The following is a 25,057-nucleotide window of genomic DNA, read 5'->3' on the forward strand; positions in this document are numbered from 1 at the left end:
GGATCGTTTTTATGGAATTAAATCGCATGATTGACCACACGTTGTTAAAGGCAGATGCAACCAAAGCTGAAGTGTTAAAAATTATCGAAGAAGCAAAGAAATACCGTTTTTATTCTGTTTGTTTAAATCCAACATGGGTTGAACTAGCAGCCAAAGAATTAAAAGGTGAACCAGTGGCTGTATGTACAGTAATCGGCTTTCCTTTAGGTGCCAACACAACTGCAACAAAAGCGTTTGAAGCCAACGATGCCATTGAAAATGGCGCAGATGAAGTTGACATGGTAATCAATATCGGTGCTTTAAAAGATCAAGATTATGATAAAGTTCAAAAAGATATTGAAGCGGTGGTGGCGGTAGCTAAAGATAAAGCTTTAGTAAAAGTTATTATTGAAACTAGTTTGTTAAATCATGAAGAAAAAATCAAAGCAAGTCAATTAGCTAAAGTAGCTGGTGCTGACTTTGTTAAGACTTCAACAGGCTTCTCAACTGGTGGTGCAACAATTGATGATGTAAAATTAATGAGAGCGACTGTTGGCCCTGAAATGGGTGTGAAAGCTTCTGGTGGTATCCATAATGCAGAAGAAGCTTTGGCAATGATCGAAGCTGGTGCAACACGCTTAGGTGCTAGCTCCGGAGTTGCGATCATGAACGGATTATCTGGTTCAGGTTATTAGGAGATAAAAGATGACAGCGAAACAAGAATGGATTGACGTAGCCGTTGAAGCACTGGATAAAGCTTATGTACCTTATTCGCATTTTCCGGTAGGCGCATGTTTAGTAACAAAAGATGGCAAAATATATCAAGGGCTAAATATCGAAAATGCTTCATATGGATTGAGTAATTGTGCTGAAAGAACCGCTTTTTTCAAAGCTGTTTCTGAAGGCGAAAGAGAGTTTTCACATTTAGTAGTAGCAGGACATACACCAGAAGCGATTTCTCCTTGTGGTGCCTGTCGACAAGTGATGGCAGAATTTTGTGCACCAGAGATGCCCGTAACTTTAATCGGTGATCAGGGGGTAAAAAAAGAAATGACCGTAGAACAACTTTTACCATACATGTTTACTGAAAAGGATTTATAAACATTGTTCATTCAGTCTTTTGACTGTTGAAAAAACCATAATTTATTTAGGAGGCTTTACAGGAATGAAAAAAGCAAAATTATTTGGTCTAGGCGCTGTGGCACTAGCATCTTTATTGGTACTAGGAGCTTGTGGTGGAGGTAACGACAGTGGAACTGATTCATCAGGTGGCGGTTCAGGCAGTGCAGATGCAGAACACAGTGTGGCAATTGTTACTGATATCGGTGGTGTAGATGACAAATCATTTAACCAAAGCGCGTGGGAAGGTCTACAAGCTTGGGGTAAAGAACATGACATTAGTCGCGGTACTGGCGGATATGACTATATCCAATCAAATGATGCTTCTCAATATACAACAAATATTGATTCAGCTGTTTCAAACGGCTTCCATACAATCTTTGGTGTAGGTTATCTATTAGCAGATCCAATCACTCAAGCAGCTGACGCTAATCCAAACACAAACTTTGCGATTATCGATTCAGTTATCGAAGACAAAGACAACGTTGTTTCTGTAACATTTAAAGACAACGAAGCAGCTTACTTAGCGGGTGTTGCAGCAGCATATACAACTAAAACTGATAAACTAGGTTTTGTCGGTGGTGAAGAAGGTCAAGTAATCGACCGTTTCCAAGCTGGTTTTGAAAAAGGTGTTGCTGATGCAGCTAAAGAATTAGGTAAAGATATTTCTGTTGATGTACAATACGCAGCATCATTTGGAGATCCTTCAAAAGGTAAAGCTCTAGCTGCTAACATGTACGACAATGGCGCTGACATTATTTATCATGCTTCAGGTGGTACTGGTGCGGGTGTCTTCTCAGAAGCAAAAGCACGTAACGAAAAAGTGCCAGAAGCTGAAAAAGTTTGGGTTATCGGTGTTGATAGTGACCAACAAGATGATGGTAAATACACAGATTCAGAAGGTACAGAAAGTAACTTCACTTTAACTTCAACACTTAAAGGTGTAGGTACTTCAGTACAAGATATTTCTACTCGCGCATTAAACGATAAATTCCCTGGCGGCGAACACTTAAACTATGGTCTAAAAGACGGTGGGGTATCACTTACTGATGGTTTCTTAACTGACGATGTTAAAACTGCAGTTGACGCAGCTGAAAAACGAGTTTCTGATGGTGAAGTAAAAGTACCAGAAACACCAGGAAAATAATTTATGTACTTTTGGAAAAAGAGACAAAAGCTTTACCAGTTTTTGTCTCCTTTCCTTATTCTTTATTTAGTCAAGCAGTAAAGTAATTACTGTTTGACTAAGGGAAGAATCCCTTTAGGTAAATCTGTTTGCTCAGGTCTAAAAAGTGATAGGATGTGAAAAATAGTGACAGAAGAACAGTATGTCATTGAAATGCGCAATATCACCAAGCAATTTGGCACGTTTAAAGCCAATGACAATATCAATCTAAAAGTTCGCAAAGGCGAAATTCATGCACTGTTAGGAGAAAATGGTGCCGGGAAATCAACCTTAATGAACGTATTGTCAGGCTTATTGCAACCAACTTCAGGTGAGATTTTGATGGATGGACAAAAAGTTGATATCTCTAGTCCAACCAAGGCGAACCAGTTAGGAATTGGAATGGTTCACCAACATTTCATGTTAGTAGAAGCTTTTACAGTAACAGAAAATATTATTTTAGGTAGTGAACTGACGCATTTGGGCATTTTAGATAAGAAAAAAGCCCGTCAGGAGATTTTACGTTTATCTGAAGAGTATGGTTTACAAGTAGACCCTGATGCTTATATTCGTGATATTTCAGTTGGGATGCAGCAACGGGTTGAGATTTTGAAAACTTTATATCGGGGAGCCAATGTCTTGATTTTTGATGAACCGACAGCTGTATTAACACCGCAAGAAATTGATGAATTAATCGAGATTATGGGTAGCCTAGTAAAAGAAGGCAAATCAATTATCTTGATTACCCATAAGTTAGATGAAATCAAAAAAGTGGCAGATCGCTGTTCTGTTATCCGTCGTGGGCAATCAATCGGGACGGTAGATGTGAAAGATGTTTCTTCACAACAACTGGCTGATATGATGGTTGGTCGTTCAGTTTCCTTTAAAACAGATAAAATACCTGCAACACCAGGTGACGTTATTCTTTCGATTAAGAATTTATCAGTGAAAGAAAGTCGTGGTTTAGAAGCGGTAAAAAACCTAAGCTTAGATGTTCGTCGTGGTGAAGTGGTCGGAATCGCTGGTATCGATGGAAATGGTCAAAGCGAACTGATTCAAGCAATCACAGGATTGAGAAAAGTAGAAAGCGGCACAGTTACTTTAGGTAGCGAAGACATTACTAATAAACGTCCTCGTAAAATCACCGAAACAGGTGTAGGACACGTGCCAGAAGATCGACACAAATACGGATTAATTTTACCATTGCCATTATCTGAAAATCTTACATTGCAATCATATTATCATGCACCATTTAGTAAAATGGGTGTTTTAAATCACGGTGAAATTGACAAATATGCAAAACGGTTAATCGAAGAATACGACGTCCGTACAACAAGTGAAAAAGCGCCTGCCGGTTCATTATCAGGTGGGAATCAGCAAAAAGCGATTATCGCTCGAGAAGTTGATCGTGACCCAGATTTATTAATTGTGGCACAGCCAACTCGTGGATTAGATGTCGGAGCGATTGAATATATTCATAATCGATTAGTCGAACAACGGGATAAAAATAAAGGTGTGCTGTTAGTCAGTTTTGAACTAGATGAAATTTTAAACGTATCTGACCGTATCGCTGTAATTCATGCCGGTGAAATTGTCGGGATTGTTGATCCGAAAGAGACTTCTGAAAACGAACTTGGTTTATTAATGGCTGGTTATAGTTTAGAAGAAGCACGGAAAGAATTAAAGGCGGGTGAGTCAAATGAATGATCGCCAAGAGCGAATTAGAAATATTTTAGTACCAGTCATTTCAGTTATTTTAGGTTTTGCTTTAGGTGCAGTATTGATGTTAATCTTTGGCTTTAATCCGGTAACGGGTTATCAAGCAATGTTTAACTCTGCTTTCCAGAGCAAGATGTCCATTGGGGAAATTCTTGTTGGCGCAGGTCCCTTGATTTTTACAGCGTTAGGCTTCTCAGTAGCGAATTCAGCGGGATTCTTTAACGTCGGGCTATCAGGTCAAGCATTGTGTGGCTGGGTTGCTAGTATCTGGGTCGCTTTAAGCATGCCAGATACCTCAAAAGCTATTGTATTACCATTAGCAATTATTGCTGGTGCTTTAGCGGGTGCGCTAGCTGCAGCAATTCCTGGTGTTTTACGTGCTTTCTTTGGCACGAGTGAAGTTATCGTTACCATCATGATGAACTATGTGATTTTATATGTAGCCAATCACATTGTTAATAATGTCATGAATCCTGATATTATTTCTAATAAAGGGGTAACCAAAATTATCGGTGCCAACGGCTCGCTTCGAGCACAGTGGTTAACAAATATTTTTGGTGGTTCACGGGTAAATACAGGTTTCATTTTAGCTTTAGTATTCTTAGTATTGGTTTGGTTCTTGATGAAACGAACAACTTTAGGTTTTGAAATTCGTTCCGTTGGTTTGAACCCATTTGCTTCTGAGTATGCTGGTATGAGTAGCAAACGGACAATCGTTATTTCGATGGTTATCTCTGGTACTTTAGCTGGTTTAGGTGGCGTGGTTCAAGGGTTAGGAACCTTTATGAATTACTTTGTCCAAGGTTCTTCGATTAGTATTGGTTTTGACGGGATGGCCGTATCGCTGTTGGGTAACGGTAGCTCCATCGGAATCTTGTTATCAGCTTTACTATTCAGTGTCTTAAAACTGGGTGGTCAAGGAATGCAGTTCGCTGGTGTACCAAGTGAATTAGCAAATAGTGTTATTCCAATTATTATCTTCTTCGTTGCAATTAAATATATCGTTCAAGTAGGTTTAGCTAGAGTTTCTGGCGGTAAAAAAGAAGAAGCCGTTGTTAAGGAAATTCTAAATGAGGACGAGACCGCGAAAGAACATGAGAATAAAGAAGGGGGCGAATTATAATGAATTTACAAATGCTTAGTTCATTAATTACGCAAACATTGGTTTATTCTGCACCGTTAATTTTAACAGCCCTCGGTGGTGTTTTCTCTGAACGGAGCGGGATCGTTAACGTTGGTCTAGAGGGGATTATGGTTTTTGGTGCCTTTAGTTCGATTGTCTTTAACTTAAGTTTTGCTGGTCAGTTTGGAGCCTGGACCCCTTGGCTAGGAGTATTAGTCGGCGGTTTGGCAGGGATGTTATTCTCGCTACTACATGCAGTAGCAACCGTCTCATTCCGAGCAGATCACATCATTAGTGGGACAGTAATGAATCTATTGGCGCCACCTTTAACAATATTCTTTATTAAAGTACTTTATAATAAAGGTCAAACTGATACAATTTCACATCAATTTGGATATACAAATATTCCTGTGTTAAGTAAGATTCCAGTAATCGGAGATTTATTCTTTGCTTCAACTAGTTTACCGGCTTACTTTGCAATTGCTATTTCTGTTTTAGCTTGGTTTGTCATCTTCAAGACACGTTTTGGTTTACGCTTACGTTCAGTTGGTGAAAATCCACAAGCAGCAGATACTTTAGGGATGAATGTTTACGCCTTGCGTTATTCAGGTGTGTTAATTTCTGGTTTCTTAGGTGGTATGGGTGGTGCTGTTTTCGCTCAATCAATCGCTGGACGTTTTGCCGCAACAACGATCGCCGGCCAAGGATTCATTTCACTAGCTGCGATGATCTTCGGTAAATGGAATCCGTTAGGTGCGATGGGAGCCGCTGTTTTCTTCGGCTTTGCCCAAAACTTGAGTATTGCTGGATCAAATTTACCAGTGATTTCACAAATTCCAGATGTGTATTTACAATCAGCCCCTTATGTTTTGACGATTATCGTTTTAGTATTATTCTTAGGTAAAGCCGCTGCACCAAAAGCAGACGGTGTGAACTATATCAAATCAAAATAAGTTTTGTTTTTAAGGGTGGGACTAAGGGACAGCGTTGCTTAGTGTCGCCCTTTTTGTAAATAAAAATGAGAAAGAAGGAAGAATATGTTTAAGCGTATGCACTTAGTAGTTATGGATTCTGTTGGAATTGGTGAAGCACCAGATGCTGATAAATTTAATGATGTTGGTAGTGATACTTTAGGTCATATTGCCAAAGAAGCGGGGCTAAACATTCCTCATTTAGAACAACTTGGATTAGGTTCAATCCGACCATTAGATGGCGTAAAAAATATTACTGATCACGACGGTTATGCGACTAAATTAGAAGAAGTTTCGGTTGGTAAAGATACCATGACTGGTCACTGGGAAATTGCGGGTTTAAATATTCAAACACCATTCCGCGTATTTCCTGAAGGTTTTCCGCAAGAATTATTAGACAAGATTTCTGAGTTTTCCGGTCGAGGCATTATTATGGGCGCTAATAAGCCTTATAGTGGAACAGAAGTAATTGCTGATTATGGTGAAGAACAAATGAAAACTGGGGATTTAATTATTTATACTTCTGCTGATCCAGTGTTGCAAATAGCTGCTCATGAAGAAATTATTCCGTTAGAAGAACTGTATCGGATTTGCCAATATACTAGAGATATCACAAAGGATGATCCTTATATGATCGGTCGGATTATTGCCCGTCCTTACTTAGGTGAACCTGGTAATTTTACTCGAACAAGTAATCGTCATGATTATGCTTTAGATCCATTTGGTAAAACAGTTTTAGATTCATTGAAAGACAATGGTAAAGATGTAATTGCTGTAGGAAAAATTAATGATATCTTCAATGGTCAAGGAATCACGGATTCTGTCCGTACGAAAAGTAATATGGACGGAGTAGATCAATTATTGAAGGTCATGAAGGAAGATTTTACAGGCTTAAGTTTTACCAACTTAGTAGATTTTGATGCTCTATATGGTCATCGTCGGGATGTTGTCGGCTATGCACATGCGATTGAAGATTTTGATTTAAGAATTCCAGAAATTTTGGATGCACTAGAAGAGGATGATTTATTATTAATTACAGCTGACCATGGGAATGATCCAACCTTCCCCGGAACAGATCATACTCGTGAATATGTACCATTGTTAGTTTACAGCAAAAAAATGCAAGAAAAGGGCCAATTACCACAAGGTTATTATTCTGATATTGCAGCAACAATTGCTGAAAACTTTGATGTACCGGCAACTGAAAATGGCGAAAGCTTCTTAAAACTATTAAAATAAAAAAGGAGACTGACTTATATGACAAGTTTACAAGAAAAACTGCAGCAAACAGCCAGTTATATCCAAGAAAAAGGCGTTAATGAAATTGAATTTGGTTTAATTTTAGGTTCTGGCTTAGGGGAATTAGCTGATGAAATTGAAGATGCGGTGAAGATTGCCTATAGCGATATTCCGTATTTCCCAATTTCAACGGTTGAAGGACATGCAGGGCAGTTGGTTTATGGAACCTTAGCAGGCAGAAAAGTTTTAGCGATGCAAGGACGTTTCCATTTTTATGAAGGTTATCCAATGGAAAGTGTGACTTATCCTGTGCGAGTGATGGCAGCGTTAGGAATTCACTCATTAATCGTAACCAATGCAGCTGGCGGGGTAAATAAAAACTTTGAGCCAGGGAATTTAATGTTGATTAATGATCATATTAATTTCACCGGAACCAATCCTTTAATTGGTCCCAACGATAATGAAATGGGTCCTCGTTTCCCTGATATGAGCCATGCTTACACAGTAGAATACCAAGACGTAGCTAGAGCAGCTGCCAAAAAAGTGGGCTTAAATTTACGTGAAGGGGTTTATATGGGTTTTAGTGGGCCAACTTATGAAACACCAGCTGAAATTCATATGGCTCGCACGATGGGTGCTGATGCTGTGGGTATGTCTACCGTGGCTGAAGTGATTGTTGCAGTTCACAGTGGTTTGAAAGTTTTGGGGATTTCTTGTATTACGAACTTGGCTGCAGGAATGCAAGCTAATTTAAATCATGCAGAAGTTGTCGAAACAACTGAAAGAGTAAAAGAAGATTTCAAATTCTTAGTGAAAGAAACATTGCAGGAACTTTAAAAAATCATGTAGCTAAATCATGATTAAAAATAGTTTTAGGAGGAATACGATGAGCGTTCATATTGAGGCGAAAGCTGGAGAAGTAGCAGATAAAATTTTATTGCCGGGAGATCCATTACGAGCAAAATTTATTGCAGAGAACTTTTTAGAAGATGCAAAAATTTATAATAATGTGCGAGGGATGTTAGGTTATACTGGTACCTATAAAGGCGAACGAGTTTCTGTTCAAGGAACAGGTATGGGGATGCCTTCTGCAGGAATTTATGCACAGGAACTAATTGAATCTTATGGCGTGAAAAAATTAATTCGCGTAGGTACTTGTGGTGCTTTATCAAAAGATGTTCATGTGCGAGACTTGATTATTGCTGAAGGCGCGGTAACGAGTTCATCAATGGTAGCTAAGCATTTTCCAGGTTTCCATTTTACCCCGATTGCTGATTTTGATTTGATGGTAAGAGCTTATAATATTGCTAAAGAGCAAGGTTTTACAACTCATGTGGGAAATGTTTTATCAGAAGATACTTTCTACAAAGATGATTTGAAACCAACTTTTGATTTAGCGAATTACGGTATCAAAGGTGTGGAAATGGAAGCAGCAATTTTATATTACTTAGCTGCTAAGTTTGATGTACAAGCCTTAGCCATCATGACGGTTAGTGATCATATGCTGACTGGTGAGGAAACTACTTCAGAAGAACGCCAGAATACCTTTAAAGATATGATGCATGTTGGTTTAGAAACATTGATTGGTGAATAAAAAAAACTATACTAAGAGTAGTAGGGGACAAACCTATTACTCTTAGTATTTTTTTGTCCGCTAAAAAAATGTCCAGTGCATTGGACATTTATAAGTGAAACGCTTTCTTGAAAGTGCTTTATTATAAAGACATCGAAGGAGTAATAGTTATGAGTAAAAAAGGAAATCGCGAAAAGCAGCTATTATTGTATCTTTCTAACAAGTCAGATTTTGTGACGGGGGAAGAGATTGCCAAACATTTTAATATTTCACCTAAAACGGTCTATCGCTTAGTCAAAAAAATTAATGATGAAGTCACTGATGACATCATGATTTTTTCTGAGAAAGGTCGCGGATTTAAACTAAACTATGAAAAATATTTAGGCAATCCAGTGGCAAAAAGTGAAAAGCAAATAGACTTCACGCCGAAACAACGGAGAGAACGCGTGCTAGAAGCTTTGTTATTAGCGGCACCGCATCCGAAAAAAATTTATGAGTTATTCGATGAGTATTATGTCGGTGATTCAGTGGTGGCCAGTGATGAACAGATTTTGACGAATGAGTTGGCGCAGTATGATTTAGTTTTGGAGCGAAAAAATCGGCAGTTGGCGATCGTCGGAGAAGAGAAAAATATCCGCAAAGCGATTGGCGATGTGATTCAAAACATGAACATTGTTGATATTGAAGAATTGCGCAACAATCAAAGTTTAAACTTCAATAGTTATGATGTTTTGTATATCTTGGATCAACTGCGCAAGATGAAACTGCAAATTCCTTATCCTTATAACGTGAATATTTTTTCTCACTTGTATATTTTAGTCAGTCGTTCTCGTAAATCTTCGCAAATTGTTAAACGAGAAGTGACGGCTGAAGAAGAACAAGAGATGGTAAAAGATCCTGAGTTAAAGAAAATTGCTGAAACGGTGATTGATAACATCAGCAAATATATAAATGAGCCGTTACCGGAAAATGAAATTTATCATCTCTATCAATACTTGGTTTCTTCGAGAATTGAAGGGAATAATAAGAAAAACAATCATTTTTCTGACAAAGTGAACGACGTGACTTACTTCTATTTGGAAGAGATGACCAAACGGTTAGGAATTGCGATGGTGAATGAAATATTTTTCAATGATTTTGCTAACCATATTAAACCGATGTTGAATCGTTTAGAAAATCAAATCCGAGTGAAAAATGGTTTGTTAGACCAAATTAAAAGTGTCTACGACAATATCTTTCAGCAAGTCACAGAAGTCTCAGCGTTGGCGAGTCAGAAATTTCAACTGGCAACCATTAATGATGATGAAAATGGTTTTATCACGTTGTACTTTGCTCGAGTGTTAGAAACTGATCGGCGACCGATTCCAACTTTGATTATGTGTACTACTGGGATTGGAACTTCGGAATTATTACGAGTCAAAATTGCTAAGAAGTTTCCTGAGTTGGAAATTGTCGATGTTTTGGCCACGAGAGATTATGATCAAAGTTCGCAAGATTATGCAGGGGTGGAATTGATTTTATCCACGATTGATTTGAACCAGCAAGTGTCCATCAATAATTTATTAGTTAGTGCGATGTTTTCAAAAGAAGATGAAGAACGGCTTAAAAATAAAATTGAGGAGATTTATCATGAGCGAAAATAAATTATATCATGTCGAAATTGTTGATACGTTTAGCAATGTTCAAGAAATCTATCAGTTTTTAAGTCAGAAAGCCGTTAGCAATGCGCCTGAAAAAGTCAGCCAGCAGTTAAAAGAGCGGGTGGATTTAGGCAGTATTATGGTAGCGGAAAAAGTTGCCTTGCCTCATATTGAAAGTCCTGATATTTTAACGAGCCAAGTTTTATTAGTGAAGTTGCAGCGAACTTTTGACTGGGAGAAACAAGGAGACGTAGCATTTGTGATTGCCATCTTGCTAAAAGAAAATGAAGCGGTGGAAATCAAAAAAAGAATTGCCTTATTTATTCGAAAATTAGCTGATGATGAATTTGTCGAAAATTTGTTGGCAGCCAATACTATCAAACAAATAACTGAAATAGTTGGAGAAATTTAGGAGGAATCATTTATGAAAATCGTCGGAGTAGCAGCATGTACGGTGGGAATTGCCCATACATATATCGCACAAGAAAAATTAGAAAACGCTGGTAAAAAAGCCGGATATGATATTCAAGTAGAAACACAAGGAACCATCGGTGTGGAAAACGAATTGTCAGATGAACAAATTAAAGAAGCAGACGTCGTGATTTTAGCAGTGGATGTAAAAATTTCTGGTCGCGAACGTTTTGAAGGCAAACGCATCATCCAAGTACCAACTGAAGTAGCAGTAAAATCACCAAATAAATTAATTGAGAAAGCCGCTGAAGTTGTTGCGGGATAATTATTAGGAGGAGAACAAAATGGAAATGACCGAAATATTAAACAAAAATTTGATGAAAACTAATATGAATGCAAAATCTAAAGATGAAGTTTTACATGAATTAGCAGAACTATTGTTGGCCAATGGCAACATTACCGACATCGAAGGTTTTATCAAAGATATTTACGCACGAGAAGCAGAAGGCCAAACAGGAATCGGAAATTATGTCGCAATTCCTCATGGAAAAAGTGCTTTTGTAAAAGACGTTGGTGTTGCAATCGGTATTAACAACGAAGAAATTCCATGGGAAACTTTAGATGGCAAAGGCGTTAAAGGAATTATTTTATTTGCTGTTGGAGATGACGTTGAAGCCGCTAAAGATCACTTAAAATTATTAGCAATGTTTGCCCGCAAATTAGGTAATGATGAAGTCGTAGCAAACTTATTACAAGCCAAAGATCAAGACGCAATCGTTACGGCCTTTGTCTAAAAATTGGAGGAATCATTGATGAAAATTGTCGGAGTAGCAGCATGTACAGTGGGAATTGCCCATACTTATATTGCGCAAGAAAAATTAGAAAATGCCGGAAAAAAAGCCGGTTATGAGATTCAAGTGGAAACGCAAGGAACAATTGGTGTGGAAAATGAATTATCACCAGAACAAATCAATGAAGCAGACGTGGTTATTTTAGCGGTAGATGTAAAAATTTCTGGTCGGGAACGTTTCGAGGGCAAACGCATTATCCAAGTTCCAACAGAAATTGCCGTGAAATCACCTAACAAACTTATTGAAAAGGCGGCCGAAGTGGTGGCACAAGCATAATATACTCTAGGGGGAAACAAAAATGGAACTTATCAAACGGTTAAATTTAAAAGGACACTTGCTGACGGCGATCTCTTATTTAATCCCGATTGTCTGTGGCGCAGGTTTTCTAATTGCCATTGGGATGGCTTTTGGCGGAAGTAACCAATCAGCTTTAGTACAAGGAGAATTTTCAATCTGGGATGCTTTAGCAACGATGGGAGCAGCTGGTTTAGGATTATTACCAGTCGTGATTGCTACCGGAATTTCTTATTCGATTGCAGCGAAACCAGGGATTGCACCAGGTTTTATCATCGGTTTGACAGCAAACGCAATCAGCGCTGGATTTATCGGCGGTATCATTGGTGGTTACATGGCGGGTTGGTTAGTATTGGCCGTCTTAAAATATGTAAAATTACCAAACTGGGCAAAAGGTTTGATGCCAACTTTAGTAGTACCATTTTTAACATCAATTGTCGGCGGATTAATCATGGTATACATTATCGGGATTCCAATTGCCGCATTTACTAATTTATTAACGGACTTATTAAATGGTTTAGGTTCTTCGTCATTATTAATTTTTGGTGCAGTTGTCGGGATTTTAAGTGGTGTCGATTACGGTGGACCAATCAACAAAACAGTTTTCGCTTTTGTATTAACGATGCAAGCAGAAGGGTTGAATGGACCAATTACTGCATTACAACTAGTCAATACTGCCACACCAATCGGTTTCGGTTTAGCTTATTTTATTGCGAAATTATTTAGAAAAAATATTTATTCTTCAGTGGAAGTTGAAACTTTAAAATCTGCCGTACCGATGGGTGTAATCAATATTGTCGAAGGTGTTATTCCTTTAGTAATGAATGATATTGTTCGTAGTGTTGTCGCAACTGCAATCGGTGGTGCAGCAGGTGGTGCCGTATCAATGGTCTTAGGTGCCGATGCAACAGTTCCATTTGGTGGTGTCTTGATGATTCCAACCATGTCGCGTCCAATGGCTGGCGTGATGGCGCTCTTAGTAAATATTGTAGTGACCGCTGTAGCATTAGCGGTGATTAAGAAAAATGTACCGTTAGAAGAATTAGATACAGCGGTAGAAGTGGAAGAAGATGAAATTAGTTTAGACGATATTCAAATTTTCTAAAAAAATGAAGCGAGGTTAAGTATGAACAAAGTAGAATTTTCACCATCATTAATGACGATGGACTTAGATAAATTTAAAGAACAAATTACTTTTCTAAATGATAAGGTAGATTCTTATCACATTGATATTATGGACGGTCATTATGTGCCAAATATTACTTTATCACCGTGGTTTATTGATGAAGTACGCAAAATCAGTAGTTTACCAATGTCAGCACACTTGATGGTGACAAATCCAAGTTTTTGGGTAGATCAATTAGTTGCTCAAAAATGTGAATGGATTTGTATGCATGCTGAAGTTTTAGATGGCATGGCATTTCGTTTAATCGATCAAATTCATGATGCAGGTTTAAAAGCAGGAATTGTTTTAAATCCAGAAACACCGATTGAAACAATTTTCCCATACATCGAATTGTTGGATAAAATTACCATCATGACTATTGATCCAGGTTTTGCTGGACAACGCTTTATCGAAAGTACCTTAGATAAAATTGTTGCTTTACGGGATTTACGAGAAGAAAAAGGTTACAAATATGTTATCGAAATGGACGGTTCATCCAATCGGAAATCATTCAAACGAATTGATGCAGCCGGACCAGACATCTATATTGTTGGTCGCAGCGGTTTATTTGGACTAGATGATAAGATTGAAAAATCTTGGGAAATCATGAAAAAAGATTACGAAGATATGACTGGGAAAGCACTAATATAACCTTTAGATTGGATTGAAAGTTAAATAACTTTTGATCCAGTCTTTTTTTACTTTTAGGGGATAAAAAAGTTTATAATGAAAGCAGGAGAGTGATAGTTGTGCGTTTAGGGGAGTTGTTACAAATATATCGGACAAAAGCTGGCTTGACCCAAGTTGAATTGGCGCAGCAGCTTTTTGTGACGCCACAAGCTATTTCGAAATGGGAAAAAAATTTAGCTGTGCCTTCGATTGATAATTTAATCGCGTTAAGTGAAGTGTTTAACCTTTCGATTGATGAGCTTTTACGGGGGAGTCCCTTTTTTAAAAAGCCTTATGTCGTGGGGAAAAAATTTACTATGAAACGGTTGCGAAATTTTTTGCTTTTAGATGTATTAGTCACGGGTTTTTTGATTGGTTTCCGAATCGATTTATGGTTAGCGGGTGTGATCTACTTTATCATAATTTCTGGTATGATTCTTCCGTTTTTGATTCGAGATTATTGGGTGATTGATCAAAAGGAAATCTATCAAGTAGGTTATTCAAGCGTTCCTTTTTGGGGAATGTTTCAATTAATAATGCGTAAAGCTAAAGTAACAAGAATCATCTATACTGAGATGGCCGAAGCTAAGATACGTTATACTAAAAAAGCTCGTTTTTCCGTTGTAGATGTGAGTGCGGATCCGATGTATTTAGACGTTACAAAAAAAGATGGCAAGCTTGTTTCGTTTGATTTGTTGAATCAACCTCGAGATTATCTACCTCAATTTGTGATGTTTTTAGAGCATCGAGGCGTGAAGGTCAAGGACGATGACGAGATTGTTGAGTTATTGTTAAAAGATGTTTCTCTCTATGAAGAATTCCATAAAGCTGATTAAATCGCCAATCAACTGTCAGTTGATTGGTTTTTTTATCTAATAGGCTTATTATTTAATTGAATAAAGGAGGGGGAAATGATGCTAGGAGATTTGATTTCAAAAAGACAAGCAGTTCTACATCTCTCAACTGAGGAATTGGCGAGTGATTTACAAGTGGAAGTCGCATTTGTTGAAAAATGGATAAAAAATCAAGCTATTCCAACCAAGATGGAACTGGAAAAATTATGCACTACACTAGATGTATCTTGTGATGAACTAATTGACCAATTAAAACTACCTTATACAGTGGGTCATTTTTTTAGCGGGGTTTCTTTGTTATTTTTTCTTTTAGTTGCTGGATTTATTTCAGCTAGTTTTATGCAATTCGATTTTACGCATTTGTGGTTTGTCTGGTTAGTATTGATGTTGTTGCTTTCTATTTTTGGCTTGGCAGCCTTGATTCGAAACTATTGGGTGATAGAAGCAAAGCAAATAGTGGTTCACGAATTTTCTTACACACCTTTAGTTGTTCAATATCAAAGATTGACTAATACAGAGAAGAAAATAATTATTCCTTATGAAGAAATTGATACTGCCTGTTTGTCTTACACCAAAAGACGCCGGTTTTCAGCATTTGATATTTGGTTTTCAGACCCGATTGATTTAGTTATTACGACAAAAAATAATCAAACCTATAGTTTAAGTATCTTAAGTAAACCACGGGACTTTTTACCACAGTTGTTAGTTTTACTAAGCTCTTATGGTGTGAAATTAGAAGACCCACAAAATCTTCTATATTTAATGTTTAGTGGTGCTTCACTCTATGAAGAAATTCACAAAGAAAAATAGCAGATCTGGTTTATTTTAAGATCTGCCGCAAAATAAAGGAAAAACCAAACCAGCCAACAACACTAATGATAATAATGAACCACCAACCGGACAAATCATGCTCAAAGGGCAAGGGTACATTCATGCCAAAAAAACCAGTAACGATGGTGGGAATGGTCAATAATAAAGACAAGACAGTTAAGATTTTCATAGTGTCATTTAAATTATTATTCAAAATATTATTATAGGTTCCAGAGATACCGTGTAAAATTTCTGAGGCCAATTCAGTCATTTCAACTAGTTGTTTAGCTTCGATTAAAGTATCTTCTAGTTGTTCTCTTTCGATAGCATTAATCGAACGGTAAATAGGATTGGTTTTGATTTGTTCTAGTAGAACCGTATTTTGTTTAGCAGCTGAAATTAAATAAACAATCCCGGTTTCTAAATCGGATAAAGCTAGCAAATTATTTTTGCTAGTTTTTTCTTTTAAGCGATTGCTAATTAATTGGCGATCAGCATTCATTTCTTCTACCATTGGAAAATACAAATCAGAAATAATAAATAAAATCGTAAAAAGAAATTTATACAAAGACAAGTCTGGATGTTTCATCAATAAATTTTTGATAGTTTCGACCAAATAGCCATTTTCTTGATTGGAGATAGTGATTAAGTTTTGTCCTCGAACTAAAAAAGTTAGCGGAACCGTCTCATAGTGATTATAAATTTTTTGCAATTTCGGTACATTGTAGATCAAGATAAACATTTGTAGCTGATCGTCATATTCCACCCGTGCACGTTCATTTTTATCGATGGCATAATTTAAGACCTCTTCGTCAATGCCGTATTCTTGATAAACTTTTGAATCCTCACCAAATGTATCAGAATCTAAATTAATCCAGTTAAAATTTTGTGCTTTTGCGGTTGTCATTTTTTTTGTCATTTTCTCACCTCATCAAATCCTGTCCCAGTATAGCAGGAGTTTGTAATCTGCGCTAAGATTTGTCCTAATCGATATTCTTAGTTACAATTTAAAAGAAGACGAAGAGGTGAAATATAATATGAAAATTGCTGTACGCAGACGAATGGTGGGAAATATTCCTTTACTAGAAGTAGTACCAGAAGAGTATGTTCACACACCGCTGCCATTAGTGATTTATTATCATGGCTGGCAAACGGCAAAAGAATTGGTTCTGACTCAAGGACGAAAACTTGCTAAACAAAAAATGCGAGTGCTTTTACCTGATGCTCCTAATCATGGTGAACGCAGACAAGCAGTTTCTAAGATTCCATCGCTGACCTTTTTTGATAGTATTCAAGGTAATTTGTTTGAGTTTGGTTACATAGTGGATTATTTTAAAAAATTAGATTTAGTTACAGCACAGATTGGCGTTGGTGGTGTTTCGATGGGTGGGATGACTACTTGCATGTTATTAACTCAACATCCGGAGATAAATGTCGCAGCTTGCGTAATGGGCTCGCCAGCACCTTTGACATATCGTGCACGGATTGAAGAACATGCCAGTCAATTGGGTTTTTATTTACCAAAGGATTATCGAAAATTATTGGCTTGGATTGAAGAGTATGATTTGTCACAACAACCAGAAAGCTTAGCTGGTCGTCCGTTACTATTTTGGCATGGTCGAGAAGATGAAAAAATTCCTTATGAGGATGTAGCAACATTTGTATCGGGAAATCCACAAGAAAATGTGATTTTTGAAAGTGCCGATGAGCGGCATATGGTTAAAGGACAAACGATGGACCAAATTACAGATTTTTTCCACCAAAATCTATTTGGTTAATTTGTTGAAAATTTTGGATGTATGATACAATTTTAAAGAAATCAATGAATCCAGTTTTTCAATTTGAAGAGGAGGCAACAACCATGGAAAATTTTAATTTTCATGTAACAACTGATATCCGTTTTGGAAAAGATCGCTTAGACGAACTGCCAACAGTATTAAACGAATTTGGGAAAAGAGTTCTGATTGTTTATGGCGGCGGTAGTATTAAGAAAAATGGTTTGTACGATAAAGTGGCTAACGAACTAAAAGAAAACGGCAATACAGTGTTTGAATTAGCGGGTGTTGAACCTAACCCACGGGTGACAACGGTTGAAAAAGGAGCAGAAATTTGTCGTCAAGAAAAGGTTGATGTGATTTTAGCGATTGGCGGCGGTTCTGTTATTGATGCTGCTAAAGTAATCGCGGCAGCAGCTTTTTATCAAGGCAGTGCTTGGAATTTAGTGTTGGAAAGAAAAGGTTTTGCAGGTCCAGCACTTCCTTTAGTGACGATTTTGACTTTGGCGGCGACAGGTTCGGAAATGAATACCAATGCTGTAATTACTAACTGGAAAACCAAGGAAAAGTTAGGAACAGCCGGTCCATCGATGCTGCCGAAAGCTTCTTTCTTAGATCCACAAAATACCTTTACCGTAAATCAATATCAAACCGCAGCGGGTTCGGCTGATATTATGAGTCATTTAATTGAAAACTATTTTAATAAAACTGAAGGAACCGATGTGCAAGATTTTGTAGCTGAAGGAATTATGCGTGCAGTGATAAAAAATTGTCCAATCGCTTTGAAATATCCAGATGATTATGATGCGCGAGCAAATCTTATGTGGGCAAGTTCGTTAGCTTTAAATGGTCTGACTGGTAGTGGAAAACAAGGGTCTTGGTCGTGTCATGCTATTGAACATGAATTAAGTGCCTTTTACGATATTACTCATGGGATTGGTTTAGCAATTATTACCCCTCGTTGGATGGAATATGTCTTAAATGAGCAAACAGCTGGCAAATTGGCTCAGTTTGCCCGTAATGTTTTCGGTGTTGAAGAAAGCGTTGATCGGATGGCTGCAAGAATGGGTATTCAAAAGTTATATGATTATTTTAAGGCATGTAAAATTCCGATGACATTACCAGAAGTTGGTATTGATGATGAGAAATTTAGTTTGATGGCCAAACAAGCTGTAGCTCATAGTAGTATTGATAAAAATGGTTATGTACCATTAGATGAAGCTGCTGTGGAAGAAATTTTACGCCAATCTTTAGTAGAAAGAAACTTCGAATAAGCAAATAAATTTTAACAGATCTCAAATTGGGGTCTGTTTTTTTGTTATCTTTATTTTGTTGTCTGAATATTGATTATTTTTAACGAGAATGTTGTGGTAAAATAGGAAAATATTAAATATTTTTTAAGGGGAGTTTATAAATGGAAGAGTTGCAAAAACATTTAAAAAAGGTAAAAACTTGGAATATGGTTTTATTGGTAATCGAATTAATTGTAACAATTATTAGTTTGATAGGTTTACCAACAGTAATAAATCCTAATCGTGATATGTATTACAGTTTAGGTAGTGCTGGAGAAATATTGTATAAATACCTCCAAAGTCCCATGACAAAAGTGATTACGATTGTTAGTGTAATAATATCAATTGTGATTGTCATTTTATTTGTGAGAGCAAACAAAACATTGAAAGAAGGCAATGCACCAGCTAAATGGCCATATTATTTAAAGATCGGCTGGAGCATAATCAATACTGTAATCACTTATTTAACACAACCAAATGTGAATATTACTGGCGCTCAGACCTCAATTGCTTCAGTGCTTCCTAGTCTTATTTTTCAAATTATTTTATTAGTCCCAGCAGTCATTGTAATCATCCAATTGTTTAAAATTGAACCAGAGGAGTAAAACATGAAAAAAATTAAACGACCATCATTAAAAAAACCATTAACGAAAAAACAAAAAATTCGTTACAGTATCATCGGGGGAGTGGTTTTATTAGTCTTGTTGATTGGGGCTGTAATCTTCTCTCAGACCCGCAGTCAAACCACAGAAGACACTTATGATACTGTGGAGCTGAAAAAAGCAGATGATCTGACCTTTAAAGGTGTGGTGGAAGCAACCACTACTCAAGATTATTATATGGACCAAAGTTTAGGAAAAATTACTACGATTAATGTAACTGATGGACAAGAAATTGCAGAAAATACGGTTTTATTAACTTATGAAAATCAAGAATATCAAAACCAAGCAGAACAACAAAGCGAAACGATTGCTAAGTTGACCCAAGCAGTTACAAGTGCCCAAGAAAGTTTAGCTGCAGCTCAAACGCGACAAGCCCGTGTACAACAACAAGTAAACGAAGCTACTAATAATTATAATGTGACGAGTGACCCTACTCAAAAAGAAATGTACAAGCAAGAAAGAGACCAATATCAAGCATCATTGGAAACAGCACAAGATGGTGTTTTACAAGCTCGTCAAGCATTGGATCTAGCTAATGTTGATCTTAATTCTGCTAACCAAAGTGTCGCTCAAGCACAACAAAAAGTGACACAAACGGTGACTAGTAATTCAGCTGGTAAGGTCTACGTCAATGAAAAAGGAAAAAATGATGCTACGACACCAGTTGTTCAAGTGATCAGCGATGAAGTTTCAATCGAAGGAACGGCAACAGAATATGATTATTCACGTTTGCAACAAGATCAGAGTGTGATCATTCGTCCGAATGTAACCGATCAAGAAATTGCCGGGACAATCACTCGAGTTGGGCAGTTACCTGAACAGGCACCAGCTACTACAACACAAGCAAGTTCTGGTAGTAGTGTTTCAAATTATAGCTTTACCGTAAAACCAGCTGAAAATCTTCAGTATGGCTACAATGTACAAATTTCTTTACCAGTCGATGAGATTCGTCTGCCGAGAAAAGCTGTAGTAAATGCTGACGACGAACAATACGTTTATTTAGTTAAAGATGGCAAAGCGAAACGAACAAAAGTCGAAACAGAAGATAGAGACGGCTATTTAATCGTAGTCAGCGGTTTGAAAGAAAATGACCGTATTGTGTCAAATCCCGATAGTGAGATTTCTGATGGTCAAACATTGGCGGTGAACTAAAATGATTGAATTAAAACACGTTAACAAGTATTACCGCAATGATGAAGAGGAACTACATGTTTTAAAAGATATTAATATGTCGGTTGAAGCTGGTGAAATGATTGCTGTCATGGGCCCATCAGGTTCGGGTAAATCGACTTTGATTAATACTTTAGGCTTTATTGATACAAAATTTGACGGCGAATACTTGTTTGAAGGAGAAAACTTAGTGACTTCTTCTGATGATCGGCTATCAAAAGTTCGGAATCAAATTGTCGGTTTTGTCTTTCAGAATTTTAGTTTAATTGAAAATAATACCGTTTATGAGAATGTTGAATTGCCACTTTTGTATAATGGTTACGGGTTTCATGAGACTAAAGAAAAAGTTATGGATGCTTTAGCTAAAGTTGGGATTGCTGATAAAGCAGATAAACATCCCAAACAACTTTCTGGGGGGCAACAACAGCGGGTTGCAATTGCGCGGGCTTTGATAAATCAGCCTAGTTTTATTATTGCTGATGAGCCAACCGGTGCATTAGATACGCATACCTCAACTGAGATTATGGAACTTTTCCGTGAGTTGAATCGCAAAGAAAGTGCGACAATTTTTCTAGTGACCCACGATCCGGAGGTTGTTCCTTACTGTGACCGTCTGATTAGTATTCGTGACGGGGCAATTATTGAAGATCGGGCGGTGATTCATGAGTGAAACTTTATGTAAACTGGCGGTCATCTCTAGGATCGATCTTTAAAAATAAAAAAAGAAGTGCTTTAACAATGTTCGGGATTGTGATTGGGATTGCGGCGGTAATAGCAATTTTGTCAATCGGTCGTGGTTTTGAAAAAGATACCATTGAAAGTTTGACACCTAACGAGTCTGAAGAAATTGAAATTAATTTACAATTTGCACCTGATGATCCAGCCTTGTATTATTCCAATATGGATTTGATTCAAAGTTCAGATTTTTCTTTGTTGGAAACAATTGATGGTGTGGAAAAAGTTAGCTATCCTAAAACAGATTTGGAATATATCTATCAAGATATTAATGTTCGTGGAAAAACTCGTAATAAACGAATCGGTGCCATTACCAGTAATGGGAAAAGTGTCCAAAGTGGTCGTAAATTAACTAGTTATGATAATCAAGTGGGCAACAAAGTAATTACAATTGATGCCGATACGGCCAAGGATTTATTTAGCCATGCAAATTCTGCCGTTGGTCGTGGACTGGAAATTAACGGGGAGGTTTATACGATTGTTGGTGTGTATCCGACAGGTGCGGGGATGACGATGTTTTCGGCAGAGGAAGCCAGCATTGAGATGCCTAAAAAAACCTACGAAAAATTCTTCCAAAACGTTCAAGAAACTAGCGCGGTTGTTTTAACTTTGGATTCAGCAGCCAAACCTTCTCAAGTAACTGATAAAGCTGTAAAACTTTTAGAAAAAAATGGCGCCCTGCGAGATCAAGGAACCTACAGTGTTTCTGATATGGCGATGATGACGGATGGCATCAGTAGTGTTTTAAATACGATTACTTTATTCATTAGTGCCGTAGCAGGTATTTCATTATTTATTGCTGGTGTCGGTGTTATGAACATGATGTACATTTCAGTTTCTGAACGAACCAAGGAAATCGGAATTCGCCGTGCTTTAGGCGCTACACGAGGTGCGATTCGCACGCAATTCTTACTAGAAGGAGTGACCTTGACTTTAGTGGGTGGTTTTATTGGCTATCTATTAGGTATGATTGTCGCTTATGCAATTGGTAGTGCGATGGATATTTCTGTTTCAGTAGACTTCTTTACGGTTGCGTTAGCAGTTGGTGTCTCTGGTGGAATTGGGTTAATCTTCTCAGTTATGCCAGCATCAGAAGCAGCTAAGAAAGATTTGATTGATATTTTAAGATAAAAAGTAGTAGCTGATGAAAAAATTCATCAGCTACTCTTTTTTTTCGGGCATAATAAAATGTAAAATACGGGCAATCGTTTTGTTTAAGGTAACGGTTACTTTTGGTCGCGATAAAATGTATAAAATACCGGCAGAACCAGCTACGATCAAACCGAGATGGATCCAAGGATTACGGACACCCTGAGTAAATTGGACTAAGGGTGCGACGAGATAAATATGCAGCAGATAAATCGCTAAAGTTTTTTGTCCCCAAGAAGAAAAAAAGTGGGGTTTGTTATTAGCCAAGCTTAAAAAGGCAAAGATAAAGGCAAAACCAACAATATACAATAAAATATCGGCAATTAAATTTTGATACAGCGGTAAGGTAAAAAGATTATAAGCGCGATCGCCCCATAAAATTTCTGGTGGTAGATGACTTTGCACCCAGAAATAAGCAATTACAATACCAGCGATAATCACGCCGACACTGATGGGCTTATTCCATTTAATATTGCGAATACGGGCGATTTTTTCTGGAGTAGTATAATAACCGGCTAAAAAGTAAGGCAGAAAGCTCAATGTTCTTGCCATGGCCATATACGTTCCAAACTCGGTGAGGAACCCAGAAAAAATACCAACGATAAAGCTTAACAATAAAATGCGCCGCACCTTCACTAAATCTGGCAATAGCAATCGCCAGATGAACATGCAATACAAATACCAGAGGGTCCATCCAGGGCTTAGTATCATGATGGCTTGAATTTTACCCATCAGTAATAAAATAATGCTTAAAACTAAATTCAATAATAAATAAGGGATTAAAAAAGCTTCAACCGCAGTTTTTCGCCCCTTAGCTAAATTTTTTGAAAAGTAGCCAGAAATAAAAATGAAAGCTGGCATGTGAAATAGGTAAATAAAGACGTAAAAAAATTCACCAATCGGGCTATCTAAGCGAAAATATTCTAACGCGTGTCCTAAAACAACCAACGAAATTAAGACACCACGAATATTATCAAACGACAAATCCCGTCCATTTTTTTCGATAGCAGATTCTCCTTTCCCCTTTAATAGTATGGTAAAATGAAGAAACATTTTTCTTTTACTATTTTAGCACGAGCGGCTAAAAAATACTCTAGTTGATTGTCAGGAGGTATGCAATGCGTTATTCCGCTAAATTTGTTAAAGGCTTATTTAAAGTCTTAAATATGAAAAAAATTGTAGGAATCTCTATGATTGATCCACCTAAGCGCCGCAATATTATCGCCAAACAATTAAAGCGGATCGATATTCCGCAAAAGGTTCAAAGTCTTGATGGTCATCAGTTGATTACGTTATTACCGGCCCATCCGACGAAGCGCCACGTCTTTTATTTGCATGGTGGCGGTTATGCTTTAGAAGCTTCACCTTTTCATAAAAATTTACAAGAACGTTTTGTAAAAAGATATAATTTAAAGGTCAGCTATTTTGACTATCCTTTAGCACCAGAAAATACTGCTGAAAAAACTTTACCGTTGACAGAAAAAGCTTTTCGTCATTTAAATTTTCTCTATCCAGATGACAAGTTCTATTTGTTTGGTGATTCGGCTGGTGGCGGTTTAGCAATGAGTCTGGCACAATTATTACGGGACATCGATTTGGAACAGCGTCCGGAAAAAATTGCTTTGGTTTCTCCGTGGTTAGATGCAACAGTTAGTGATCCGCGATCTAATGAATTGCAAGAAAAAGATGTTTTGTTAGAAAAAGACTTGTTAACTGAAGCTGGGGAAAACTATGCTGGAACTTGGGCAGTGACTGATCCGCGGGTTTCACCAATTTATGGCAATTTTGACGATTTGGGTCGGTTGTTTGTAATTGCTGGAACGGATGAAATTTTATATCCTGATGTTTTACGTTTGCAAGAGCGAATTAAACGGAGTGAAAATACAGAGATGACATTGACGGTGGTTCCCGATATGATGCATGATTTTGTGGTTTATCCCCTAAAAGAATCATTGACTTACATCGATCAAATCGGTGAATTTTTTAGTGAGAAACAGGAGAAATAATGGATGGATTCAAGGAGTACGAAATGGTCTCAGAAGCTGATTCAAATATTGCCAGTGATTGGCTTGATCGCTTTCGTGGTAATTTTGTTATATGTTCGTAACAGCGGTATTACTACTGCGAAAGATTTACAAAATTTTATTAAACAGTTTGGCAATTTTGCGGTAGTAGTCTTTATTATTATCCAAGTGATTCAGCCGATTGTTCCATTTTTACCTGGGGGGATTGCGACCGTCGTAGGGATGTGGATGTTTGGCAATCTACCGGGAATTATTTATAGCTACATTGGACTAGTGGTGGGTGAGGTGCTGTTATTCTTACTTATCCGTCGATTTGGGCGAAGATTTGCTCGCTTTGTTTTATCGCCAAAAAATTATCAAACTTTTGAAACGGGACTTTTAAAACACGAAAAAAAAATTAAACGAACACTGATTGTTTGTTTTATTTTTCCGTTTTTACCAGATGATATTATGTGTCTGGTTGCCGGGATGACAGATTTACCACTGAAAAATTATTTGCAGATTGTTTTGACCTTTAAAATTTGGTCGGTAGCTAGTTATGGCTATTTAGTTGTTTATATCATACATAAAGCTTTTTAAAGCTTGCAATTGTTGGGCAATCTGTTAATATTAGCTTCATGCGATGAGCCGAATGAATCATTTTTGATTCGTTTACCCAGAGGCACACG

28 protein-coding genes are annotated in these 25,057 nt (G+C 37.4%); 26 read left to right on the top strand and 2 right to left on the bottom strand.

What is annotated here, in order from left to right:
- The first annotated feature begins 11 nt into the window (after positions 1–11).
- From deoC to ACVWNY_RS00850, 18 genes are all read left to right on the top strand, one after another.
- Positions 12–674 (top strand): deoxyribose-phosphate aldolase, encoded by a 663-nt coding sequence (deoC, locus tag ACVWNY_RS00765; protein WP_218327039.1) that lies wholly within the window; start codon positions 12–14, stop codon positions 672–674.
- 10 nt (positions 675–684) lie between these two features.
- Positions 685–1,080: a cytidine deaminase gene (locus ACVWNY_RS00770; RefSeq protein ID WP_454071536.1), complete on the top strand. Its 396-nt coding sequence runs from the start codon at positions 685–687 to the stop codon at positions 1,078–1,080.
- A gap of 64 nt (positions 1,081–1,144) precedes the next feature.
- The gene (locus ACVWNY_RS00775) at positions 1,145–2,245 is read left to right on the top strand and encodes a BMP family lipoprotein (RefSeq protein WP_454071537.1); all 1,101 of its coding nucleotides are present in this window, start codon (positions 1,145–1,147) and stop codon (positions 2,243–2,245) included.
- 192 nt (positions 2,246–2,437) lie between these two features.
- The gene (locus tag ACVWNY_RS00780; RefSeq protein WP_454071845.1) at positions 2,438–3,970 is read left to right on the top strand and encodes an ABC transporter ATP-binding protein; all 1,533 of its coding nucleotides are present in this window, start codon (positions 2,438–2,440) and stop codon (positions 3,968–3,970) included.
- Positions 3,963–5,105, top strand: a complete 1,143-nt coding sequence (locus ACVWNY_RS00785; protein ID WP_218327035.1) for an ABC transporter permease — start codon at positions 3,963–3,965, stop codon at positions 5,103–5,105. The genes ACVWNY_RS00780 and ACVWNY_RS00785 overlap by 8 nt, the downstream gene beginning before the upstream one ends.
- Complete coding sequence (locus ACVWNY_RS00790) at positions 5,105–6,058, top strand: ABC transporter permease (protein ID WP_218327034.1); 954 nt, start codon at positions 5,105–5,107, stop codon at positions 6,056–6,058. The genes ACVWNY_RS00785 and ACVWNY_RS00790 overlap by 1 nt, the downstream gene beginning before the upstream one ends.
- 84 nt (positions 6,059–6,142) lie before the next feature.
- Entirely contained in the window at positions 6,143–7,315 is a 1,173-nt protein-coding gene (gene deoB / locus ACVWNY_RS00795) for a phosphopentomutase (RefSeq protein WP_218327033.1), read from the top strand.
- Between the two features lie 18 nt (positions 7,316–7,333).
- Complete coding sequence (locus tag ACVWNY_RS00800) at positions 7,334–8,152, top strand: purine-nucleoside phosphorylase (RefSeq protein WP_438718999.1); 819 nt, start codon at positions 7,334–7,336, stop codon at positions 8,150–8,152.
- Positions 8,153–8,201: 49 nt separating this feature from the next.
- A complete protein-coding gene (gene deoD / locus ACVWNY_RS00805; protein WP_218327031.1) occupies positions 8,202–8,909 on the top strand; it encodes a purine-nucleoside phosphorylase in 708 nt (235 codons plus the stop codon).
- A 149-nt stretch (positions 8,910–9,058) separates the two neighbouring features.
- Positions 9,059–10,531: a BglG family transcription antiterminator gene (locus tag ACVWNY_RS00810; RefSeq protein ID WP_454071538.1), complete on the top strand. Its 1,473-nt coding sequence runs from the start codon at positions 9,059–9,061 to the stop codon at positions 10,529–10,531.
- A complete protein-coding gene (locus tag ACVWNY_RS00815) occupies positions 10,518–10,940 on the top strand; it encodes a PTS sugar transporter subunit IIA (protein WP_454071539.1) in 423 nt (140 codons plus the stop codon). The genes ACVWNY_RS00810 and ACVWNY_RS00815 overlap by 14 nt, the downstream gene beginning before the upstream one ends.
- A gap of 12 nt (positions 10,941–10,952) precedes the next feature.
- Complete coding sequence (locus ACVWNY_RS00820; protein WP_218327028.1) at positions 10,953–11,264, top strand: PTS fructose transporter subunit IIB; 312 nt, start codon at positions 10,953–10,955, stop codon at positions 11,262–11,264.
- Positions 11,265–11,283: 19 nt separating this feature from the next.
- Entirely contained in the window at positions 11,284–11,733 is a 450-nt protein-coding gene (locus ACVWNY_RS00825) for a fructose PTS transporter subunit IIA (RefSeq protein WP_438718996.1), read from the top strand.
- A gap of 18 nt (positions 11,734–11,751) precedes the next feature.
- Positions 11,752–12,066 carry a PTS fructose transporter subunit IIB gene (locus ACVWNY_RS00830; RefSeq protein WP_218327026.1) on the top strand — a complete coding sequence of 105 codons (315 nt, stop codon included), beginning with the start codon at positions 11,752–11,754 and terminating at the stop codon, positions 12,064–12,066.
- A gap of 22 nt (positions 12,067–12,088) precedes the next feature.
- Positions 12,089–13,189 carry a PTS fructose transporter subunit IIC gene (locus ACVWNY_RS00835; RefSeq protein WP_218327025.1) on the top strand — a complete coding sequence of 367 codons (1,101 nt, stop codon included), beginning with the start codon at positions 12,089–12,091 and terminating at the stop codon, positions 13,187–13,189.
- A gap of 21 nt (positions 13,190–13,210) precedes the next feature.
- On the top strand, positions 13,211–13,900 hold the full coding sequence (alsE, locus tag ACVWNY_RS00840; protein WP_454071540.1) for a D-allulose 6-phosphate 3-epimerase: 690 nt from the start codon (positions 13,211–13,213) through the stop codon (positions 13,898–13,900).
- 98 nt (positions 13,901–13,998) lie between these two features.
- Positions 13,999–14,754 carry a helix-turn-helix domain-containing protein gene (locus ACVWNY_RS00845; protein ID WP_454071541.1) on the top strand — a complete coding sequence of 252 codons (756 nt, stop codon included), beginning with the start codon at positions 13,999–14,001 and terminating at the stop codon, positions 14,752–14,754.
- A gap of 75 nt (positions 14,755–14,829) precedes the next feature.
- The gene (locus ACVWNY_RS00850; RefSeq protein ID WP_454071542.1) at positions 14,830–15,582 is read left to right on the top strand and encodes a helix-turn-helix domain-containing protein; all 753 of its coding nucleotides are present in this window, start codon (positions 14,830–14,832) and stop codon (positions 15,580–15,582) included.
- Between the two features lie 10 nt (positions 15,583–15,592).
- On the opposite strand, the gene ACVWNY_RS00855 is transcribed toward ACVWNY_RS00850, so the two are convergent.
- A complete protein-coding gene (locus tag ACVWNY_RS00855) occupies positions 15,593–16,501 on the bottom strand; it encodes a magnesium transporter CorA family protein (protein ID WP_454071543.1) in 909 nt (302 codons plus the stop codon).
- Between the two features lie 118 nt (positions 16,502–16,619).
- On the opposite strand from ACVWNY_RS00855, the gene ACVWNY_RS00860 reads away from it, so the two are divergent.
- From ACVWNY_RS00860 to ACVWNY_RS00885, 6 genes are all read left to right on the top strand, one after another.
- Positions 16,620–17,360 carry an alpha/beta fold hydrolase gene (locus tag ACVWNY_RS00860; protein ID WP_454071544.1) on the top strand — a complete coding sequence of 247 codons (741 nt, stop codon included), beginning with the start codon at positions 16,620–16,622 and terminating at the stop codon, positions 17,358–17,360.
- Between the two features lie 83 nt (positions 17,361–17,443).
- Complete coding sequence (locus ACVWNY_RS00865) at positions 17,444–18,631, top strand: iron-containing alcohol dehydrogenase (RefSeq protein ID WP_454071545.1); 1,188 nt, start codon at positions 17,444–17,446, stop codon at positions 18,629–18,631.
- Positions 18,632–18,771: 140 nt separating this feature from the next.
- A complete protein-coding gene (locus ACVWNY_RS00870; protein ID WP_218327019.1) occupies positions 18,772–19,254 on the top strand; it encodes a hypothetical protein in 483 nt (160 codons plus the stop codon).
- Positions 19,255–19,257: 3 nt separating this feature from the next.
- Entirely contained in the window at positions 19,258–20,463 is a 1,206-nt protein-coding gene (locus tag ACVWNY_RS00875) for an efflux RND transporter periplasmic adaptor subunit (RefSeq protein WP_454071546.1), read from the top strand.
- A gap of 1 nt (position 20,464) precedes the next feature.
- On the top strand, positions 20,465–21,151 hold the full coding sequence (locus ACVWNY_RS00880) for an ABC transporter ATP-binding protein (RefSeq protein ID WP_454071547.1): 687 nt from the start codon (positions 20,465–20,467) through the stop codon (positions 21,149–21,151).
- The gene (locus tag ACVWNY_RS00885) at positions 21,148–22,347 is read left to right on the top strand and encodes an ABC transporter permease (protein WP_218327016.1); all 1,200 of its coding nucleotides are present in this window, start codon (positions 21,148–21,150) and stop codon (positions 22,345–22,347) included. The genes ACVWNY_RS00880 and ACVWNY_RS00885 overlap by 4 nt, the downstream gene beginning before the upstream one ends.
- A 30-nt stretch (positions 22,348–22,377) precedes the next feature.
- Here ACVWNY_RS00885 and ACVWNY_RS00890 read toward each other — a convergent pair whose 3' ends face one another.
- The gene (locus tag ACVWNY_RS00890; protein WP_454071548.1) at positions 22,378–23,418 is read right to left on the bottom strand and encodes an acyltransferase family protein; all 1,041 of its coding nucleotides are present in this window, start codon (positions 23,416–23,418) and stop codon (positions 22,378–22,380) included.
- A gap of 65 nt (positions 23,419–23,483) precedes the next feature.
- On the opposite strand from ACVWNY_RS00890, the gene ACVWNY_RS00895 reads away from it, so the two are divergent.
- A complete protein-coding gene (locus tag ACVWNY_RS00895) occupies positions 23,484–24,371 on the top strand; it encodes an alpha/beta hydrolase fold domain-containing protein (RefSeq protein WP_218327014.1) in 888 nt (295 codons plus the stop codon).
- Positions 24,372–24,374: 3 nt separating this feature from the next.
- Positions 24,375–24,968 (top strand): VTT domain-containing protein, encoded by a 594-nt coding sequence (locus tag ACVWNY_RS00900; RefSeq protein ID WP_438718991.1) that lies wholly within the window; start codon positions 24,375–24,377, stop codon positions 24,966–24,968.
- Positions 24,969–25,057: the final 89 nt, after the last annotated feature.

Source organism: Enterococcus sp. JNUCC 77 (genome assembly GCF_054819945.1).

What these genes read in the sequence shown, in the direction of transcription:
- deoC (WP_218327039.1), top strand. Translation starts at nt 12, where the DNA reads ATGGAATTAAATCGCATGATTGACCACACGTTGTTAAAGGCAGATGCA.
- ACVWNY_RS00770 (WP_454071536.1), top strand. Translation starts at nt 685, where the DNA reads ATGACAGCGAAACAAGAATGGATTGACGTAGCCGTTGAAGCACTGGAT.
- ACVWNY_RS00775 (WP_454071537.1), top strand. Translation starts at nt 1,145, where the DNA reads ATGAAAAAAGCAAAATTATTTGGTCTAGGCGCTGTGGCACTAGCATCT.
- ACVWNY_RS00780 (WP_454071845.1), top strand. Translation starts at nt 2,438, where the DNA reads ATGCGCAATATCACCAAGCAATTTGGCACGTTTAAAGCCAATGACAAT.
- ACVWNY_RS00785 (WP_218327035.1), top strand. Translation starts at nt 3,963, where the DNA reads ATGAATGATCGCCAAGAGCGAATTAGAAATATTTTAGTACCAGTCATT.
- ACVWNY_RS00790 (WP_218327034.1), top strand. Translation starts at nt 5,105, where the DNA reads ATGAATTTACAAATGCTTAGTTCATTAATTACGCAAACATTGGTTTAT.
- deoB (WP_218327033.1), top strand. Translation starts at nt 6,143, where the DNA reads ATGTTTAAGCGTATGCACTTAGTAGTTATGGATTCTGTTGGAATTGGT.
- ACVWNY_RS00800 (WP_438718999.1), top strand. Translation starts at nt 7,334, where the DNA reads ATGACAAGTTTACAAGAAAAACTGCAGCAAACAGCCAGTTATATCCAA.
- deoD (WP_218327031.1), top strand. Translation starts at nt 8,202, where the DNA reads ATGAGCGTTCATATTGAGGCGAAAGCTGGAGAAGTAGCAGATAAAATT.
- ACVWNY_RS00810 (WP_454071538.1), top strand. Translation starts at nt 9,059, where the DNA reads ATGAGTAAAAAAGGAAATCGCGAAAAGCAGCTATTATTGTATCTTTCT.
- ACVWNY_RS00815 (WP_454071539.1), top strand. Translation starts at nt 10,518, where the DNA reads ATGAGCGAAAATAAATTATATCATGTCGAAATTGTTGATACGTTTAGC.
- ACVWNY_RS00820 (WP_218327028.1), top strand. Translation starts at nt 10,953, where the DNA reads ATGAAAATCGTCGGAGTAGCAGCATGTACGGTGGGAATTGCCCATACA.
- ACVWNY_RS00825 (WP_438718996.1), top strand. Translation starts at nt 11,284, where the DNA reads ATGGAAATGACCGAAATATTAAACAAAAATTTGATGAAAACTAATATG.
- ACVWNY_RS00830 (WP_218327026.1), top strand. Translation starts at nt 11,752, where the DNA reads ATGAAAATTGTCGGAGTAGCAGCATGTACAGTGGGAATTGCCCATACT.
- ACVWNY_RS00835 (WP_218327025.1), top strand. Translation starts at nt 12,089, where the DNA reads ATGGAACTTATCAAACGGTTAAATTTAAAAGGACACTTGCTGACGGCG.
- alsE (WP_454071540.1), top strand. Translation starts at nt 13,211, where the DNA reads ATGAACAAAGTAGAATTTTCACCATCATTAATGACGATGGACTTAGAT.
- ACVWNY_RS00850 (WP_454071542.1), top strand. Translation starts at nt 14,830, where the DNA reads ATGATGCTAGGAGATTTGATTTCAAAAAGACAAGCAGTTCTACATCTC.
- ACVWNY_RS00855 (WP_454071543.1), bottom strand. Translation starts at nt 16,501, where the DNA reads ATGACAAAAAAAATGACAACCGCAAAAGCACAAAATTTTAACTGGATT.
- ACVWNY_RS00860 (WP_454071544.1), top strand. Translation starts at nt 16,620, where the DNA reads ATGAAAATTGCTGTACGCAGACGAATGGTGGGAAATATTCCTTTACTA.
- ACVWNY_RS00865 (WP_454071545.1), top strand. Translation starts at nt 17,444, where the DNA reads ATGGAAAATTTTAATTTTCATGTAACAACTGATATCCGTTTTGGAAAA.
- ACVWNY_RS00870 (WP_218327019.1), top strand. Translation starts at nt 18,772, where the DNA reads ATGGAAGAGTTGCAAAAACATTTAAAAAAGGTAAAAACTTGGAATATG.
- ACVWNY_RS00875 (WP_454071546.1), top strand. Translation starts at nt 19,258, where the DNA reads ATGAAAAAAATTAAACGACCATCATTAAAAAAACCATTAACGAAAAAA.
- ACVWNY_RS00880 (WP_454071547.1), top strand. Translation starts at nt 20,465, where the DNA reads ATGATTGAATTAAAACACGTTAACAAGTATTACCGCAATGATGAAGAG.
- ACVWNY_RS00890 (WP_454071548.1), bottom strand. Translation starts at nt 23,418, where the DNA reads ATGTTTCTTCATTTTACCATACTATTAAAGGGGAAAGGAGAATCTGCT.
- ACVWNY_RS00895 (WP_218327014.1), top strand. Translation starts at nt 23,484, where the DNA reads ATGCGTTATTCCGCTAAATTTGTTAAAGGCTTATTTAAAGTCTTAAAT.
- ACVWNY_RS00900 (WP_438718991.1), top strand. Translation starts at nt 24,375, where the DNA reads ATGGATTCAAGGAGTACGAAATGGTCTCAGAAGCTGATTCAAATATTG.